The sequence below is a fragment of the Gilliamella sp. N-G2 genome (assembly GCF_002142215.1).
Lineage (GTDB): Bacteria > Pseudomonadota > Gammaproteobacteria > Enterobacterales > Orbaceae > Gilliamella.
The window spans coordinates 1-19,618 of sequence record NZ_NAST01000010.1 but is presented as its reverse complement, the minus strand read 5'-3'; the positions used below and the strand labels follow the sequence as shown (position 1 = coordinate 19,618).

The 19,618-nt window shown below is 34.1% G+C and carries 16 protein-coding genes; 2 read left to right on the top strand and 14 right to left on the bottom strand.

Annotated elements, in window-relative coordinates; translation table 11 throughout:
- Positions 1–136: 136 nt before the first annotated feature.
- The gene (locus B6C99_RS06230) at positions 137–1,003 is read left to right on the top strand and encodes a hypothetical protein (protein WP_086359055.1); all 867 of its coding nucleotides are present in this window, start codon (positions 137–139) and stop codon (positions 1,001–1,003) included.
- 92 nt (positions 1,004–1,095) lie between these two features.
- On the opposite strand, the gene B6C99_RS06225 is transcribed toward B6C99_RS06230, so the two are convergent.
- The 7 genes from B6C99_RS06225 to B6C99_RS06195 all read right to left on the bottom strand — a co-directional run bounded on the left by B6C99_RS06225 (position 1,096) and on the right by B6C99_RS06195 (position 13,010).
- Positions 1,096–3,528 (bottom strand): formate C-acetyltransferase/glycerol dehydratase family glycyl radical enzyme, encoded by a 2,433-nt coding sequence (locus tag B6C99_RS06225; protein ID WP_086359054.1) that lies wholly within the window; start codon positions 3,526–3,528, stop codon positions 1,096–1,098.
- 14 nt (positions 3,529–3,542) lie between these two features.
- A complete protein-coding gene (locus tag B6C99_RS06220; RefSeq protein ID WP_086359053.1) occupies positions 3,543–4,442 on the bottom strand; it encodes a glycyl-radical enzyme activating protein in 900 nt (299 codons plus the stop codon).
- A gap of 311 nt (positions 4,443–4,753) precedes the next feature.
- Positions 4,754–5,455: a hypothetical protein gene (locus B6C99_RS06215; protein ID WP_086359052.1), complete on the bottom strand. Its 702-nt coding sequence runs from the start codon at positions 5,453–5,455 to the stop codon at positions 4,754–4,756.
- Positions 5,456–5,644: 189 nt separating this feature from the next.
- Entirely contained in the window at positions 5,645–6,775 is a 1,131-nt protein-coding gene (nrdB, locus tag B6C99_RS06210) for a class Ia ribonucleoside-diphosphate reductase subunit beta (protein WP_086359100.1), read from the bottom strand.
- Positions 6,776–6,892: 117 nt separating this feature from the next.
- Positions 6,893–9,178, bottom strand: a complete 2,286-nt coding sequence (gene nrdA / locus B6C99_RS06205) for a class 1a ribonucleoside-diphosphate reductase subunit alpha (RefSeq protein ID WP_086359051.1) — start codon at positions 9,176–9,178, stop codon at positions 6,893–6,895.
- 775 nt (positions 9,179–9,953) lie between these two features.
- On the bottom strand, positions 9,954–11,330 hold the full coding sequence (locus tag B6C99_RS06200; RefSeq protein WP_086359050.1) for a hypothetical protein: 1,377 nt from the start codon (positions 11,328–11,330) through the stop codon (positions 9,954–9,956).
- Positions 11,331–11,678: 348 nt separating this feature from the next.
- Positions 11,679–13,010 (bottom strand): replication-associated recombination protein A, encoded by a 1,332-nt coding sequence (locus B6C99_RS06195; RefSeq protein ID WP_086359049.1) that lies wholly within the window; start codon positions 13,008–13,010, stop codon positions 11,679–11,681.
- 185 nt (positions 13,011–13,195) lie between these two features.
- Between B6C99_RS06195 and lolA the strand changes: the two genes are divergently transcribed.
- Positions 13,196–13,789 carry an outer membrane lipoprotein chaperone LolA gene (gene lolA / locus B6C99_RS06190; RefSeq protein ID WP_086359048.1) on the top strand — a complete coding sequence of 198 codons (594 nt, stop codon included), beginning with the start codon at positions 13,196–13,198 and terminating at the stop codon, positions 13,787–13,789.
- A gap of 54 nt (positions 13,790–13,843) precedes the next feature.
- Here lolA and B6C99_RS06185 read toward each other — a convergent pair whose 3' ends face one another.
- The 7 genes from B6C99_RS06185 to B6C99_RS06155 all read right to left on the bottom strand — a co-directional run bounded on the left by B6C99_RS06185 (position 13,844) and on the right by B6C99_RS06155 (position 19,430).
- A complete protein-coding gene (locus B6C99_RS06185; RefSeq protein WP_086359047.1) occupies positions 13,844–14,800 on the bottom strand; it encodes a hypothetical protein in 957 nt (318 codons plus the stop codon).
- Between the two features lie 113 nt (positions 14,801–14,913).
- Positions 14,914–15,357 (bottom strand): PTS sugar transporter subunit IIA, encoded by a 444-nt coding sequence (locus B6C99_RS06180; protein WP_086359046.1) that lies wholly within the window; start codon positions 15,355–15,357, stop codon positions 14,914–14,916.
- A 16-nt stretch (positions 15,358–15,373) separates the two neighbouring features.
- Positions 15,374–15,871, bottom strand: a complete 498-nt coding sequence (locus tag B6C99_RS06175) for a PTS sugar transporter subunit IIB (RefSeq protein ID WP_086359045.1) — start codon at positions 15,869–15,871, stop codon at positions 15,374–15,376.
- Positions 15,872–15,905: 34 nt separating this feature from the next.
- Positions 15,906–16,766 carry a PTS system mannose/fructose/sorbose family transporter subunit IID gene (locus B6C99_RS06170; RefSeq protein WP_086359044.1) on the bottom strand — a complete coding sequence of 287 codons (861 nt, stop codon included), beginning with the start codon at positions 16,764–16,766 and terminating at the stop codon, positions 15,906–15,908.
- Positions 16,767–16,806: 40 nt separating this feature from the next.
- On the bottom strand, positions 16,807–17,640 hold the full coding sequence (locus B6C99_RS06165; protein ID WP_086359043.1) for a PTS sugar transporter subunit IIC: 834 nt from the start codon (positions 17,638–17,640) through the stop codon (positions 16,807–16,809).
- Positions 17,641–17,741: 101 nt separating this feature from the next.
- Positions 17,742–18,389 (bottom strand): bifunctional 4-hydroxy-2-oxoglutarate aldolase/2-dehydro-3-deoxy-phosphogluconate aldolase, encoded by a 648-nt coding sequence (locus tag B6C99_RS06160; protein ID WP_086359042.1) that lies wholly within the window; start codon positions 18,387–18,389, stop codon positions 17,742–17,744.
- Positions 18,390–18,476: 87 nt separating this feature from the next.
- On the bottom strand, positions 18,477–19,430 hold the full coding sequence (locus B6C99_RS06155) for a phosphoglycerate dehydrogenase (protein WP_086359041.1): 954 nt from the start codon (positions 19,428–19,430) through the stop codon (positions 18,477–18,479).
- Between the last annotated feature and the right edge of the window lie 188 nt (positions 19,431–19,618).

Sequence of the window (19,618 nt, the reverse complement as noted above, 5' to 3'; positions counted from 1 at the left end):
ATATAGAAATTGTATTGTGGCATATCAATTAAAAACGATTAAAATGGCTAAAAAATAAAGGATCAATAATAAGCATTATTAATAATTTCGAGTCGAAAAGATATATTGGGAATGAGAATACAATGAGGATAGTTCAATGAATAAAAAAATATTAGTTCTAATCATGTTGTTTATCTGTCACTTTGCACAAAGTGCTGAAGTCACTTGGGATCTAAATTTTGATGACAAATATAATTTACCTTTAATCATGATGGATTTTCAAAGTGAAAAAATTACCATGACCTTGGATACCGGTTCGAAAATAGCTTTACATCTACCCATGGATTTAATTAATAAGATTCCTAATAAAACGGAAAACTCTGAAAAAATCAAAACAATTGATCTTTCTGGGGGTGTCACAGAACTTAAATCATTTATTGTCAACAAGTTAGAATTAAATTCTTTTATCTTTAATAATGTGCAAGTGGTTGAATATAAAGACTGGGGATTATTTATTTCGAGTGATCCGATGGATAATGATAATAGTGAGGATAGCAGTGCATTTAAAGCTGTTATTGGCCTTAAATTGTTTGATAATTATGTATTAACTATCAATTATCCTGAAAGTAATTTAACAATATCCGATGATACTTCAACCGACTTAAATCCAAATTGGGTTGCTATCCCCTTTGATTTAAATGATGAAGGTTTGGTCGTAACTCTGTCTGACGGTATCAAGAATTATAAAATGGTTTTAGATACCGGGGCAACGGTATCACTTATCAAAGAACAATCACTTTCACCAGAATCAATAAAAATAAGCGATCCTGAAGATAATTTTAAATCTATATCACTTGATGTGAATAATGTCGCGAATGATAGCGTTCTGCCAATAATAATTGATTCATTTCCTAATGAATTTCAATCTGACGGATTATTAGGCGCTGACTTTTTAAGTAAAAACAGAGTTAAAATTGATTTTAAAAATAAGCAAATGTGGATCCAACCGGTTGTGACAAAATAATTTTATCTTAAATTTATATTGATGATTAAACGATAAAAAAGACCTACAAGAGTAGGTCTTTAAATTTCTGAGGTTTATAAATTAGCTATTAATTAGATAACGTGTTCTGTTCTGGCGATAATATCATCCTGAGTATCAGGTGATAAGGCAGTAAAGAATGCTGAATAACCAGCAACACGGACAACTAAGTCACGATATTGATCCGGATGCGCTTTCGCTGCAAGTAATGTATCACGTGAAACAACATTATATTGAACATGCCATCCTTTATGCACTTCAAAGAATGTTCTTAACATCATCATCAGTTTTAACTTATCACGCGGATTGTCTAAAGTGGATGGGTTGAGTTTTTGGTTTAACAGCACGCCACCAAGAATTTTATCCGTTGGTAATTTACCTAATGAGTTAAATACTGCTGTTGGTCCTAAGGTATCTGTACCGGATGAAGGGCTGGCACCTTCGGCTAACGGTGTCCATGCTTTACGACCATCTGGTGTTGCCGCAGTTTGGGCACCAAATGGCACATTGGCAGAGATAGAGGAAGTACCAGCATAATAAGTACCACCAATTGGGCCACGGCCATAGCGAGGGTTGCGATAATTTTTTAACTCATCAATATAGTAGTTATATAGTTCAGCTAAAAGATAATCTACTTCATCATTATCATTACCATATTTTGGTGCACCATTGAGTAGACGTTGACGTAATTGTTCACCCGCAGAACCTGCAAAGTTTTCCGCTAATGCTTTAGCTAAATCGGACTGTTTGATGGTGTGCTCATCAAAAATCAATTTTTTAACCGCTTCAAAGCTGTTAGTGGTATTAGCCAGTCCGACTTGTAAACCGGATACCCAATCATATTTCGCGCCACCTTGTTTAAGGGTTTTACCGCGTTCGATACAATCATCGACTAATACTGAGCAGATAATGTCGTGAGCATTTTCTTCTAGGATAGTATCAATTACATACTCAATTTCGATTGATTTTCGCGTATAGTAGCGAATTTGTTTATCCCACTGTGCTTTGACTTCGTCAAAACTTTTGAAGTTATTTTTACTTAAGGCTTGTTCTTGTGGTAAATAAACCACACCACTGGTTGCATCTTTACCACCTTCTAATGTCGCTAATGTCACACGTGCAAAGTTAATAAAGCTCATTCCTGTACAGCGATAACCCCATTTACCCGGTACTGCTGTTTCAATACAACCGATTGCTGAATATTCATAAGCATCTTGGCGTTCGACACCGAGTTTAATAAATTCAGGAATAACGATTTCATCATTATTAAACGCCGGCATACCAAAGCCACAACGGATAACTTGTATGCAAACATCTAAAAAGTCATCACTCATTCCGGCATGATAACGGACACTTAAGTTAGGTTGGGTGGATTTTAAACGTCCACAAGACTCTAAAATAGCATAAGATAATGAGTTTACTGCATCAACAGGCACATCCTCGACCAGTTTTTGCCCACCAATTGTCACGTTTTGATACATTGGGCTACCGGCTGAGCTTTTAGAGTGTGAACCAGAACGGATTTTATTGACTTCTAACAGTTTCAACCAACAGCTGTGTAATAACTCAATTGCCGCTTCGCGAGTTAATGTTTTATCTTGCTCAACATCTTTTTCATACCATGAAGAGAGATATTGGTCCATGCGACCAAATGATACTGAGTGACCATTTGATTCGATTTGTAACAATAACATGACAAAATAGCATAATTGAACAGCTTGCCAGAATGTTTCTGGTGGTCTATGAGCAATAACCTCACAGTTTTTAGCAATCTGTAATAGTTCATCTTTACGCCATGAACGTTCTTCTTTAGTTGCCATTTCACGGGCTAATTGAGCATAACGTTCAATATATTTACTCATAGCTTGCATGGAGATTTCTGATGCTTTTAGGAAGTGATCTTTATGGAAATCATCAAAATCATTGGTATTAATGCGACTACGACGTTCCTTAATTTTATCAATAATACCATCAATGCCTCTTTCCAAAATAAATGGGAAGTTAACGGCAAGATGAGCATCACCAGAATTCATATTCCCTTCAGCTTTAATCATCACAGTATCGAGTAATGATTTGTGTTCATCACTGAATAGCGCATAACAGCGATCAAGTACGGTTTGACCATGCCACCACGGACAAACTCGGTATAAAACTTCCTTGTCATGTTCGGTCACTTCGAACCCTGCGCCTGGGCGATCACCTAATGCATCAATTTCTTTTTCAACCCAACCAACAGTATATTCGGGAAATATGGGTGCCGCTCTTGGTGAACTGGCTTGGTTACCAACAATTAATTCATCATGTTTTATCCAAATTGTTTTTTTATTTAGGTGATTGGCTAAAGCATAAGCACGACGTAATACCACGGGTTGAGCCAAATGTTCTTGGTAAGATTCGGTATAATGCTCTGCGCGTTCTACACAAATCGGTGGTTTAATAATATGAATCAATGCATTTTTATGTGCTTGTATCCTTGGTGTGACAGTAGTCAGGTCTAGAGTAGACATAAGGTTCTCCTTGGTTATCCTCGTAAAACAGCGGTTAACTGTTTTTGTTGGGCGTAATGGGTTGCAAAATCGATGATATTTGCGTCGTTTAGTGGCTCTTTAGGTGCATGATATGGCAGATCGAGCATTTTATATTTGTTGATACCTAATGTGTGATACGGTAAAAAATGGATCTCATCTGTCGGTATTTCGTTAGCGACAAAATCAACAATACTTTTTATCGATTTCTCATCAACATTAAATCCTTGAATTAATGGTACTCGGACAGTGATCTTTTTGTTTGTCTTTGCTAAGTGCTGAAAATTTTTTAAAATCCGTTTAGCTGAACCTTTGGTCCAAGCATAAAAAATCGATTCGTCAGTATGTTTTAAATCCGCCAAGAAAAGATCTAAATATGGCAATGACGCTTCAATATTTTTCCATGGCACATGCAAACACGTTTCAACCGCAGTGTGATAGCCTTGTTGTTTGCAAGCAGCAAGTATTTCTTGGCTTAATTTAGGTTGCATAAAAGGTTCACCACCCGACAAAGTTACGCCACCACCGGTACGTTGATAAAACGGACTATCCCTATCGATAGTTTGCATCACATCCTGTACTGATAGTGATTCACCACATACAGTTAATGCTAAGCTAGGACAAACGTTTTGTATTTTTTGATAATCAGTTTGTTCGGCTGCTTTTCGATTAATCTGAATGTGTCCATTTGATTTTTTGATTAAATTTGGGCAAGATGCAGAACAAAGATCACAATCACTAATGCAAAGCCTTTCATCAAACAGGATTTCTTGCTTAGCCGATTGGCTTTCTGGGTTTTGACACCAAAAACAGCCTAAAGAACAACCTTTCAAGAAGACAACTGTTCGTATTCCGGGTCCATCATGAGTGGAATATCGTTGTAAATTAAAAATCATACATTGCTCCCTTATCTTTGCTACATAATAATAACTTTCGAACGAAAGTATCTGTGATCTAGATCGCAAATTTGATATGAAAATTCATGTGAATTGTTATAAATAATTTTGATGAAATAAGTTTTTTAGGAAAAATCTATTTTGATCTTAATGTATGAAATCACTACTTAAGACAAGAAATAGTCGTCTCAACTTTTATAAAATTTCAAAATAGAGATGGGCGTTGTTGCTAATTAAATTTTAAACCAAAAGGAACCCATTTAGGTTCCTTTTGATAAATAATTGATGAAGGGTAGAGTGAATATTTTCTATTATTCTTGATTTGGTGTATTAAAATTACGAAGAACTTTGTATTTTATATATTGATTTGTAGCCTCAATGACTTGAATGACAGCCCCTTTATATCTAATTGTTTTTGAACTAGATAAATCATATTCAGCATTATTTGAGAATGCAGGCCTTGCTATATCATTATTAAATTCTCGGTAACTAATATTAATTTTGCTTCCAACTTTGCCATTATAAATTAATATTTGTTGGAAAGTGTCTTGACTAGTTAAACTAACTTTTTTGAAACTATAATGTTTATTGTTGTTACAAAAATCAGTTCCAGTTATAAAAGAAATACATACTTCATTATTAGCATTATCTTTTCGTACTCGAATACCAATAGGTGCAGCTGGTGTAGTATATGTTTTAACAATTGCATTACCATTGGCACTTTTCGCTGCAAAGAATAAGTGAGTTTTATCTTCCCCTAATTTAGGATAATCACCGGCATCAATGATGTAAGAATGGTTAAGTCTTGTAACTTCTGTGGTATTGGCAAAAGAAATCGCATCCATTATTTTAACCTTATCCTGACGAACTAGATCATCACCAATATAGGTTGTTGTTACAACATTGAGTTCTGGATAGCTTTTTTCAACCACCTCGGCTGTATAGTTATATTTGATATCACTAACACAACCAAACAAGACAAAAGGAATAGTAGTCACAATTATCTTTTTCATTTTATTTCCTTTCAATTTTTGAATTCTTATGAATAGTAAATTAGAGTGTAAATATATCAAGAAAAATCTAATTTGTATCCTAATAAATAAATTGATAATTTCCTGAATTTAGCGAATTTTTAACAAAAAAGGAACCCATTTAGGTTCCTTTAGCAAAAAGTTAAGGAGAGGGATTTTTTCGGGAGATAATTATAATGTGAAGTCGCTTAAATCGTCTTCACTGATTTCGGCGTCAATTTGTCCAACTAGATATGAGCTCATTTCAGCTTCTTGTGGAGCAACCTGTACGTTGTCGGAAACTAGCCAATTGTTGATCCAAGGAATTGGGTTGGATTTTACTTCAAAGGGTAATTTAAGGCCAACCGCTTGCATACGGATATTGGTAATGTATTCAACATATTGGCAAAGGATATCTTTGTTTAAGCCAATCATTGATCCACCTTCAAATAGATACTCAGCCCACTCTTTTTCTTGATTGGCTGCTTGTAGGAAGAGGTCATAGCAATCTTGTTCGCACTCTTTGGCGATTTCTGCCATTTCAGGATCGTCCTCACCGCTTCGTAGTGTGTTGATCATAAATTGGGTGCCGGTGAGATGAAGGGCTTCATCACGAGCAATCAGTTTGATTATTTTAGCATTACCTTCCATTAACTCTCGTTCTGCAAAGGCAAATGAGCAAGCAAAACTCACATAAAAACGAATAGCTTCAAGGGCATTAACACTCATTAGGCATAGGTAGAGTCGCCTTTTTAGTTCACGCAAGTCGATCGTGATTGTTCGATTATTGACAATGTGTTTACCCTCACCAAGTAGGTTGTAATAGCTGGCGTAGCTAATAAGATCATCATAGTAACCTGCAATATCACCAGCGCGTTTTTTGATCTCTTTATTCGTCACAATATCGTCAAATACCACTGAAGGATCATTAACGATGTTACGAATGATATGGGTATAAGAACGTGAATGGATAGTTTCTGAAAATGACCAAGTCTCTACCCATGTTTCTAGTTCTGGAATCGAAATTAAAGGGAGTAAAGCGACATTTGGGCTTCGACCTTGAATGGAATCAAGTAATGTTTGATATTTTAAATTACTGATAAAAATATGCTTTTCATGTTCCGGCAAGGCAGCATAGTCGATACGATCTTGGGAGACATCGACTTCTTCAGGACGCCAAAAGAAGGAAAGTTGTTTTTCAATTAACTTTTCGAACATTTCATATTTTTGCTGATCATAACGAGCAACGTTAACCGGTTGTCCAAGGAACATCGGTTCTTTCAGTTGGTCATTGTGGACGTGTGAGAAGGTGCTGTAATTCATACTCATAATTGAACTCCTAAATTTGGTGGCTTTTCATGAAATATTCAGAAAAAGTAGCTATAGTAGGGATAACTAATTGGTTATCCACTATATTTAGTTTAGTGTTAAGCCGGGCAATTAAATTTTGCATGCTCCGCCTTCACAACCATCATCACTTGATGCGGGTTGAATATCCCCTTGAATATCTTCAGCACCATCGCGGGTGTTATGGTAATAAAGGGTTTTTACACCATATTTATAGGCTGTTAGTAAGTCAGCTAATAGTTGTTTCATTGGTACTTTGTCATTCGGGAATTTGGTTGGATCATAATTGGTATTCGCCGAAATTGATTGATCAATGAACTTCTGCATAATGCCAACTAAATGCAAATAACCGGTGTTATTTGGTATTTGCCAGAGTAACTCATAGAGATCTTTTAATTTGTTATATTCAGGCACCACTTGTTTCAAGATGCCATCTTTCGATGCTTTGATACTGATATAACCGCGTGGTGGTTCAATACCGTTGGTGGCATTAGAGATTTGTGATGAGGTTTCCGATGGCATTAATGCCGATAAAGTTGAATTACGTAAACCATAGGTTTTAATTGATTCACGAAGCGATTCCCAATCGTAATGGAGCGTCTCTTTTGTGATATTATCCAGATCTCGCTTATAGGTATCGATAGGTAAGATACCTTGTGAGTAAGTGGTTTCATTAAATAGTGGACAGGCACCTTTCTCTTTAGCTAAGTTATTGGAAGCTTTTAATAGATAATATTGCATTGCCTCAAAAGTACGATGAGTAAGGTTGTTAGCACTGCCGTCAGAATATTTAACGCCATGTTTAGCTAAATAATAGGCATAGTTAATCACCCCAATGCCAAGGGTACGACGATTAAGCGAGGAATTTTTAGCTGCCGGTACAGGATAATCTTGATAATCAAGTAATGCATCAAGAGCGCGAACCGTTAAGTCAGCTAGCTCTTCAAAATCATCAAGCGATTCAATTTTTCCTAAATTGAAGGCGGATAGGGTACAAAGCGCGATTTCGCCTTTTTCGTCATTAATATTATTCAATGGTTTGGTTGGTAACGCAATTTCCATACATAAGTTGGATTGATGTACCGGCGCAACTTGTGCATTAAACGGGCTATGAGTGTTACAGTGATCGACGTTTTGTATATAAATTCGCCCAGTTGATGCGCGTTCTTGCATTAATAATGCGAAAAGTTCGACTGCTTTAACCACACGTTTGCGAATATTCACATCTTGTTCATATTGATGATAAAGTGCATCAAATTTGTCTTGGTCTGCGAAAAAGGCATCATAAAGTCCCGGTACATCAGAAGGGCTAAATAGTGTGATGTTTTCATTTTTAATTAGACGTTGGTACATTAATTTATTGATTTGTACGCCATAATCTAAATGTCGTACTCGGTTTTCTTCAACACCACGGTTATTACGTAGTACTAATAAACTTTCAACTTCTAAATGCCAGAGTGGATAAAATACTGTAGCTGCGCCACCACGAACACCACCTTGTGAACATGATTTAACTGCAGTTTGGAAATATTTATAAAATGGGATACAACCAGTATGGAAGGCTTCACCGCCACGAATTGAGCTACCTAATGCTCGTATACGACCTGCATTAACGCCAATTCCAGCTCGTTGTGAGACATATTTTACAATCGCACTAGCTGTGGCATTTATAGAATCTAAGCTGTCATCACATTCAATTAATACACACGAGCTAAACTGGCGAGTCGGTGTACGAACCCCAGCCATTATTGGTGTCGGCAATGAAATTTTAAATGTCGAAACGGCATCATAGAAACGTTTGATATAATCTAAACGGTTCTTTTTTGGATAGTTAGCAAACAAACACGCAGCAACTAAGATATATAAGAATTGAGCACTTTCATAAATTTCACCGGTTACGCGATTTTGAACCAGATACTTACCTTCAAGTTGTTTGACGGCTGCATAGGAAAAATTCATATCGCGCCAGTGGTCGATCATTTTATCCATTTGCTCAAATTCTTCTTGAGTATAATCTTCAAGAAGGTGTTTGTCATAGCGTTCGCTGGCAACAAGTTTTTTTACATGTTCATAAAGTGATGGTGGGGTAAATTGATTGTAAGCTTTTTTACGTAAATGAAAGATAGCTAAACGGGCAGCTAAATATTGATAATCAGGCGCATCTTGAGAGATAAGATCAGCTGCTGCACGGATTATAGTTTCATGAATGTCCGAAGTACGGATACCATCATAAAATTGAATATGTGAACGTAATTCAACTTGAGAAACAGATACATTATCTAATCCTTCCGCTGCCCAAGTGATTACTTTGTGGATTTTATCAAGGTTGATGGATTCTTTTTCGCCATTACGTTTGGTTACCAATATTGATTTGTTCATTTTTCATCCGTTCATCTATTTTTAATATCGCTTATAATAATTGATATTTATCAAAATATACAATATATAGTACCTATTAATTATTTTATTACTATATATAGTGTGTTTAATAAAAAGCAATTTCAAATTTATTAACGAAAATCAATGATTACAGCTATATATTAGCAAATGGCATGAATTTTATAAAAAACGATAAAAGCAGGTAGTAGCAGTAGAAAGTAATAATTGTGGATGATAAGTTTTACCTATGAATAAATAGAGTTCGAATATAAATGGCAAAGTTAATGTGTATTGACTTATTTACACAAGCTATTTTTATCTAGGTTCGCATTGTTGCAATAGTGTTTGTTATCATATAGAGCAGTAAATCACACTATCGATTAATTGTAGTATCCAAGTCTAAATTTGAAATATTGGCGTTATCTGTTAATTAGTTATATTTAAGACAATCACTCGTTTATTCTAGGTACAACAACATCTTTACCCTTATTAAAATCCTTATTCCCAAAGAAGAACTAGTGCTCTTAGATAAGTTGAACTCTTAAAAAGAACAAAGCCAATTTATAAAAATTGGCTTGTTATTTTATATTGATAATTTACTATCAAATCGATTTTATTGACAAATATTAAATAACTCGATCCACCTATTAGGCGAAGTATTCGTATGAAATAAATCAAAATATTTTTGTTCTATTATTTTCATATTTTCCAAAGAATTAAGTAGATTTTCAGTTATTGTTAATTACTTATTGTCCTACAAAGTGGTTATTTAGAATCAACGTATTGCAGTGCATAAGCCATTTTTTAAACCACTTTCAGCGACACAGTGATAAACGGCTTGATAAGTATGCAAATCACAATATTTTTGTTTATCAGGATCATATAGCCAAATTCTTTTATATCTAACATCTTGTTTATCATTAGCCGCCCAAGAATTTGGGTATGCTTTTTGACTAGGGTCTCCCCATTCACTGAAAAGCGTACCTATCTCTCGAGTATATTTAGCTTTAGTTGCCTGTAAGCTGGAATTAACCACTTCATTAGTATAACTTATACGATACTTTCCACCGCCAGCTAGTGCGTTACAGCTTTCATCCACTTTGGGTCCCGTTGTAATAGAAGCTCCGGGTTCACCAATTTTATTTTCATCCCAACCGGTAAACCATTTAACGAGGGTAAATGAATATTGAATAGAGGTATTTCTTTTGGGATTTTTTCCTTCAACAATAACCGTATATCCATCACCAGATCCCATTATATATTGCCAAGCTTTTGCTGGATCTTTAGCATCTGGCATATCAAATGATACCGTAACAGCTTGAGTTTTGTCGTCTTTGTTAACTTGTACTAATTCACCACCTTGTTTAATTGACCATTCATAATCTTTGGCAATTTGTTCATTAGTCAAAATTAATTGAAATTGCGCACCATAAAAACCAGTAGAAGGAAAGTTTTTACTAGGATCATTTCTCGATTGTGGTAAAAAGCCATTATCACTATCCCATTGTGATTGTGCATTTACGCCAGATTCTTTTGGTTTTAGTTCTGGTTTTGCATAACAAATTCCAACATCATCCATAATGGTATAAGTTTTAGATGGTTTTTTTGTTATATCATCATTAGGGTATTGATAATAGTTAGGGGTGCCGTATTTAGAAAATAGCGTTATAAAATCAGATGATAATTTTATTTTGAATGGTGCGTAAATATTTTTTTTACCTAAATTACAGAACGTGTCTGTATCGTTTGGTTGAAACTCAACTTGTTTTCCATTTGAATCGGTAAAATACCAAGTCATTTTAATTTCTGGACTTTCAGTAAGAAATAATAATTCATCACCATCAGCATCTAAATATTCTTGCTCATTTGGTTGTTTTAATGGTGCTATTTGAATTTTATTTTTAAATGGGTAATTGCTAGTAATTGGTAATTTATTAACTTCTTCACCATAATAATTTTGGTTGTAAATTTTTAAACCAAATAAGTTCAAATTATCGATAGTTAATTCTAATGGTAATGATAAATGTGGTGGTGTCCCTTCAATTACTTTAGCTGTTGTTTGCGATAGACTTGCGAAGGTCTGTTGAGTATATATAAATAATAATAAATAAAACCAATGTATTAAATATGTATTGTTCGAAAATTTGTTCACTTTATATTCTCTATATTTAATTTTTATCTTTATCTTTGATTATTCTAATTATTTATTATGAAAAAACGGTTAAATATATGTTGTATCGTTAATCATTATAACGTAATTGATAGTTTATAGTGAATGGTTTATTTAAAACGATTGTTAATTCATTATAAAAATTAACTTAATGTTAAATAACTTGTTGTTAATTAGGGAATTTAAGAATTTGATTTATATCAATTTATGCATAAACTTTTTTATAATGATTATTAAATTAATAGCTAATAACTATTAATTTAATTTAACTAGAAGATAACTATAGTTATTCTCATCTATTATTTAAATTTAATAAACTGACTTAATTATTTAAGATTTATAGCGTTGGATAAGGCTGGTTTTATTTTGATCTTCTAACCACGCTAATTTTTCAGCGTAATTTTTTTCAGCCCCTCGTTGGCTGGGATAATAGTATTTAGTTGCCGCTATTTCTGGTGGGAAATAGTTTTCACCAGCGGCAAAGGCATTAGGTTCATCATGGGCATAACGATATTGAGCACCGTAACCTAAATTCTTCATTAATTGGGTTGGTGCATTGCGTAGATGTTCTGGTACATCATAATCTGGCTGAGATGTGGCATCTTTCATTGCTTGATTAAATGCAAGATAAACAGCATTACTTTTCGGTGCACAAGCAAGATAAACGATTGCTTGGGCGATAGCTCGTTCGCCTTCAGCTGGCCCCACTCGGGTAAAACAGTCCCAAGCAGCTAGTGCTACTTGCATTGCTCTTGGATCGGCATTTCCAACATCTTCTGAAGCTATTGCTAATAATCGACGGGCAACATAAAGTGGATCCCCACCAGCCGAAATGATTCTGGCATACCAATAAAGTGCAGCATCAGGTGCAGAGCCTCTAATTGATTTATGTACAGCTGAGATTAGATCATAAAAACGATCGCCTTGATTATCAAATCTTGCACTACGCTCGCCAATGACTTCTTTTAGTAATTCTGGTGTAAGGGCTTGACCATCGGACATATCGACCAATAATTCAAGTGTATTTAATGCCCTCCTTGCATCACCACCAACAAACTCGGCAATCTGTTGTTTAGTTTGTTCAGGTAATGTGATATTTAAGTTACCATAACCCCGATCAGTATCATACATAGCTTGTTGTAAAATTTGCTCAATATCATTATTGGTCAGTGATTTTAGTAAATATACTCTCGCGCGAGACAAAAGTGCTGAATTTAATTCAAATGATGGGTTTTCAGTTGTTGCTCCGATAAAAGTTACCGTACCATTTTCGACATAAGGTAGAAATGCATCTTGTTGACTTTTATTAAAACGATGGACTTCATCAACAAACAAGATGGTTCTAACACCAGATTGCTGATTTATTTTTGCCCTTTCTATTGCCTCTCGAATATCTTTTATGCCAGAAGTAACCGCTGAAATACGTTCAACTTTAGCGTTGGCATGATGGGCAATAATTTCTGCTAAGGTGGTTTTACCTGTACCAGGCGGTCCCCACAAAATCATTGAATGCAGATGACCCGCCTCAATGGCTTTAGGTAGAGGTTTATCTTTACCCAGTAGCTGGCTCTGACCAATGTATTCCGATAAATTGCGTGGACGCATCCTTGCAGCTAAAGGTTTAAATTCATCTGTACCAAATTCAAAAGAGAGACTAGGCATGGTGCACTATATACCCGTAATTACAAAATATGGTTATTATATACCGCTTCACTAATAATAGTGAAAAAGAAAAGAAAATATCTTCCACAGCTAACAGAAAAACGGTAATATTTTGAACTAAATTAGTTATTAAAATAAATGATTGTTGAATATATTTTATTACACAAAATACATAAGGATTGGTAATGAAGAAGTTTTTAATGTTAATTGGGTTACTTACGAGTCTTTTTGCATGGGCAGGCGATAAAGAGGTGTTACAAGAACGATTAGCTAAAATTGATGGATTTTACGCCCGTTTTTCACAAGATGTGAAAACTGCTGATAAGCAACCAGTTCAACAAGGAAAAGGTGATTTATGGGTGACAAGACCCTATTATTTTAATTGGACAATGACTGAACCTGATGAAACTTCGATTATTTCTGATGGAACTAATATGTGGGTCTACACTCCAGCCGTTGAGCAAGTAAGTGTAATGAGTTTGAAAAAAGCGGTAGATAATCGTTTAATGTTGCTAATTACTGATAGCCATAATCCAATTTGGAATGCCTATAATGTTACACGTAAACAAGATTCTTTTACCTTAAAACCGACTGATGGTTCTAATCAAGATTTTGTTATTTCGGTTTTACCAACCGGCATGATTTCGAATTTTACGATTATTGAAGAAGATGGTCAGCATAGCTTCTATGATTTATCTCGTCAAACTTTAGGCAAAGTGGCGATTGAAAAATTTAAATTTACTCCACCAGTTGGGGTGACTGTTGATGATCAGCGTTGATTGTATATAAAAATGATTTTGGAGATATACAGTTAGTTACATCTCCAATTTAATTCATTTTTTTGTGTTTTTGCTTTTTTGAGGCGTTATTAATAAAGTTAATAATGAGTGTAATGAAGTTGAATGTTTTTCGATAATAATATCAGATAAATTATTGTCATTATGTGAATGAGCATTTTTTATCTGAACTTTATTATATTCATTTAACTCACCAGCTGTAATCATTAAGTATTTTTTTAATGTTGTTTCCAGTTTACCTTCTTTAAAATTAATCTGCTTAGCATTAAAATCGAAAGATTTAGGTTTAAAAAATAACAAGGATTCACTATTGCCTAAGCTATCAAGAAAAATGAACTGCTTACTTTCTAGCTTGTCAGAATAATTTTCAATCATTCTAATCCCGTATTGATTTGAGCAACCTCCATCAAATAATACAAAAGCAACTTTCTTTTTTTGATATTTATCCATTTTATTAATGGTATTTAACATAACCAAAATACTTGAAGTATTACAAACAAAATTCTTTTTATTAGAAATACCTTTTTTAAATTTCAAAATAATATAGAAGGCTGATAGGGTAACGATAGCAGATAATACACCAGGTATACTATAAATCCCTGATAGTTCAATGTCGGGGAGAAAAATAAATAGGTTTAATGTAATAGCTATTGCTAATAGTATAAAAATTGGGATAATGCCCAAAAAGTAACGTAATTTATTAAAATGTTGTCCAAATGCAAAAATTTTTGTGAAATTAAAGTAATTGACTCCTGTATCATAATAAGTACAAACAATAACCTCAGCATTATCTAAATCTCCAATATAAGCATTGTAATAGTTTTCATACTTTTTTTTAGCTAATTGCAATTTAGCTATTTTTGCATCAACATAATAACCTAATTGGATCAATTCCTTAGAAATAACCCTGAGAAAACTTATTTTTTCTCTATAAGAAAATCGTTTACCAAATAAAACACAATATCGAAATATTAAATCTTTTAAGCTATCCATATTTACTTATTACCATTCAATTACAAAAACTAATAAAATATTAAAATGACTGATAGCATTTTGACTACTATCAGTCAGTATTAGTAATAACCGAAGTTAAATTATTTTATTTATTAATAATCGTCACAATTTACATCCTTTTTTGACGATTTGTGTTCTGTAATTACATCCTTGATATCTTGTTTTCCAGCTTCAATCACCTCTAGGGTTAAATCTGTTACTGTAGAGAAATCACGATTACAAATTGCTGTAATCGTCATAGGTAAATTCATACCCGAGATCACCCGTGTATCTATACCTTCTTTTTCCCATTCCGGAATGCATGCCATTGAAGCATTGTATGGAGATGCCCCATACAAATCGACTAAAATAATTACGCCTTTACCAGAATTTAATAACTTAGATTTTTTTAGAATATTAGCTTTTAACTCTTCAGTGTCTTGTCCGGGAATTAATTCCAATGTTTCAAATTGTTCAACATCACCAACAATCATTTTTACACTGTCTTTAATGCCCTCAGCCATTTTTCCATGACTTACTAATAAAATTCCAATCATGTTAACTTCCTAGTATCTATGAAAATAATTTAATGGCTTCGGCTAGAGTCACTTTTTTTAGTGAAGGCGTTGCCTGGAAGAAAATATTCATATTAGGATAACTATTCTGTAAGTCCACTAATAGATCTAATTGAGACTTAGTTATTGCAACTTGACTAATCACAGGTGTTGTTCCAGGAGACTGTGGTATTCCTCCAAGATTCAGATTTTCAACTGGCACACCACCTTTAATAATTTTATGCATAACTTCGATACTTTTAGTAATTAGCATCACGTTGAAATCATCATATTTTCTGTCATTCCAATATCTCACAGCACCATCTTCTTTTAGTACTCTGATTTTGTAACCAGTACGTGATGCAGCACCCAAAATGATATTTTTTGTAAACTCATCGTGTGCAGATACATCATCAGCAACAAAGAGAGCATTTGCACCAACCGATTTTGATACATTTGTTGCAACCTGTCCATGAATTAGACGACTATCGACACGAGCTAAAACAACTTTACCCATAATTTAATTTCTTCCTTTTTTATAATAGTTTAAATTACAAAATTCCTACTGCTGCTAACACACCTAAAATTATTGTCAGACCAATTAATGCATTAGTAACTTTTAAACCTTTTTTAGCGAAGTAAAAATATAATCCACTAACAACAACTAACGGTAAAACTCCTGGTAGAATTTTATCTAACGTTTCTTGGATAACGAAATTTTTACCTGAGAGTTCAAAAGATAAGCTTGATGTTACTTTTATATAATTAGCGGCCAAAATCCCCATCATGAATAATCCAAGAATAGATAGCCCCTCAATAAGCATTTGCATGCTATTACCAACTACTTCAGTTGCTGCATTTCTGCCAAGCTTAAAGCCTAATTGACTGAAATAATAACCAATCAATATTTGATACAATGAAAATGCAATGAATGGGAATAAAGCACCTATTGCCATACCTTCTTGTGCCCATGGTAATGCGATTGCAATAAAAATATATTGCATAGTTCCAGAGTCTATTGAGTCACCGATTCCTGCTAATGCTCCCATCAGACCAGCTTTAGTGTTATATAACAAATTATCATCGATACTAAGTGGTTTGCCTTCATAAGTATCATTAGCGCGCACTGATTCAAGCGAAGCCATGATACCAGTAATAGTACCTCCCCCCCATGCTAATTGTGTGTTAAAAAATAATAAATGTCTTTGATAAGCAGCAACTAAGTCATTTTTATCTTTATAAAGCTTTTTCAGAATGGGAATTAATGCCCATAAAAGTGAAGCCGCAATGTATCGATCAAATGCATGTGGAATTTCATTAGCATAATAAAATCTTAACCATGCAATCACGACATCTTTTTTTGTGATTTCTTCTGGTTTTAAATCTATACTTTTTTGTTGAATTTCTTTCATTGTATATACCTTCTAAATTTTGCTTATTAAGCTAATACTATTAATAATCATCTTCGTCTTGGCTAGCACCTGATCCTACGCCACCTGAACCAAAACTATCTTTAATGGAATTAAATGTTTCAGATTTTGCTAGAACAAAGATGAAAGCAATAATTGCACCAAGAATTGCATAAGTAACCATCGTAATATTTAGTGGTTTAGCAATAACAGCAACAAAATATGCTAATAAGAAGAAAATAATATAACTGCGTTTACCGATAACATATACTGTTACAGCTATCCCCACAGCTGCCAAACCACCGCCTATAACATTAAGAATATGGAATATAAAACTACTTGAATTAGTTTTGATTAGATCAGCTATGAACGGTGCACCATAATATAAAGCAGTAAACATAAATGGTATAAAGATAATGAAAGCGATGATGATCGGAATACCAATAATAGAGAAAGTTAATCCAGAACTACTACCTTTAGATGCATATTTATCTGTAAATTTTTGCATAGCAAATGTATTAGCAAAAAACCTTAATTGATATAAATATGAGCCTAAAAGACCTACAGGTACAGCGACACCAACAGCCGTTTCAGGTGACATATTACCAAGTAATGTGACAGGTACGGCTATTGCAGTTGCAATTGCAGGTTCTGATGGCATTTGTCCGCCAGGTGAAAAAACACCCATATAAATTAGCTGAATAGCAGCAGTAGCAATCATTGCATTATGAACATCATTAAATACTATACCCACTACTAAACCGGTCATCATTGGTGAAAATCTAAGAGTTGTAGTAGCACCGCCAAGAAAAGCCCTTGACATAACTAGTGCTATCCATATAGCGACTAGTAATGCTTGAAGAAAAGTTACATGCATATGTTTATTCCATTGTTTAAATATTTATTCTGAGAAGTTGATTTAAAAAACACTTAACAGAAATAGATAACTAAAATTTATTAATGTTCCTATTAATCCTATTATGCTAAATCTTGGGCGCCTTCAACCGCTTCTCTAGCCAGTTTAGTTATTTCTGCGAAATTTCCATATTTAATTAAATCCGTTGGGACAAACCAAGAACCACCTACACATATTACGTTTTTAAGTGCAAGATAATCACGGTAGTTTTTTATGTTAATTCCACCAGTTGGGCAAAATTTTGCATCTGGAATTGGACCAGAAAATGCTTTAAGAGCTGCTGTTCCGCCATTTATTTCTGCTGGGAAAAATTTAAATGCAGTTAACCCAGCTTCCTTAGCTGTCATTAACTCCCCAATTGTTGCAATACCTGGTATTACGGGTACAGAACCTTCAACTGCAGTTTTTAGAATAGATGGAGTTAACCCTGGAGTGATAATAAACTCGACTCCGGCTTTTGTTACTTCTTTGAGTTGTTCAACCGATGTGACTGTTCCCGCTCCTACGACAGCTTCTGGGACTTCTGCAATAATTTTTTTAATTGCATCAAGCCCACAAGCTGTACGTAAAGTAACTTCTAATACTTTCACTCCTCCTGAAATTAATGCTCTTGCTAGTGGTACAGCATCTTTTATATCTTCAATTACAATTACCGGAACCACTGGTCCTAAAGATAAAATTTCTTCTGCTGATCTTTTCCAATTTTTCATGTTACTAACCTCTAATAATGAATAAAATATTTTTAGACTTATATAAGAATCATCAATATTGAATGTATCGATTGTTGATTCTAAATTTTATTGACTTACTGAATGTAAGGGTTTATTGCCGTCAAGTACTCTGACGACATCTTCAGCCGCCATAACTAACGTTTTTACAATTGCATCTTGGGTAAATGCACCTGTATGTGGTGTTAAAATGACATTTTTATGATTAAAAAATCGTGAATCGGTGAAAGGTTCCTCAGTGAATGTATCGAGTCCAACTCCTCCTACATAACCACTAACTAATGCTTCGTAGAGATCATCATTATTAATTAAATCACCTCTAGCTGTATTGATGATGTAAACTCCTTTTTTCATTTTATTAATACTTTCTTTATTAATCATTTCTCGAGTTTGTTCTGTAGCAGGAAGATGAAGAGAAATAAAATCTGCTAATTCGAATAATGGTGCCATAGAATCATAATATGTCACTCCATATTTTTCTTGAAGTTCTACATTTGGATATAGATCATATGCAATAACCTTCATACCAAATGCAACACAGCGGATCGCAAGATTTTTACCAATTGAGCCTGTTCCGAAAATAGCAATAGTTTTACCATTTAATTCAACACCATTCTCTCTTTTCCATGACCCAGAACAAACACTCGTGTCCATAACATGTATTTTTCGAGCTAAGCCTGTAATAAATGAAAATGCAAGTTCACAAACTGATAAACTATTTGTACCAGGAGTGATTGTAACTTCAATATTATTTTTTTTAGCAGTCATTAAATCTACACGATCATACCCTACACCATTACGGGCAATGATTTTTAAATTTTGTGCTGCATTGATAACTTGTGGAGTTATAAAATCCAGACCAGCTATAAGTGCATCAATATCTTTTACTAATGGTATTAATTCTTCAGACTTTAATGGTTTATCTGGAGTCACAATACGAATCTCGTGTCCTGCGTCCTTTAAAACTTTTTTTGCAGCATCACATGTTGCAAATGCTCTAGCGGTTGTTAAAACTACTGCCATTGGTACTACTCCTATCATCTACATTTAATCGATTTATTTTTGGTTGTTTAGAAAAATAACTATTAGAAATAACTAGAAATTTCCAATGAAACCGGTTTCTTTTTAAAAGAAACCGGTTTCATTAATTATTTACATTCTTGAAGTATATTAAATAGTATGGAAGAAATCTGTAGATGAGATCACATTTT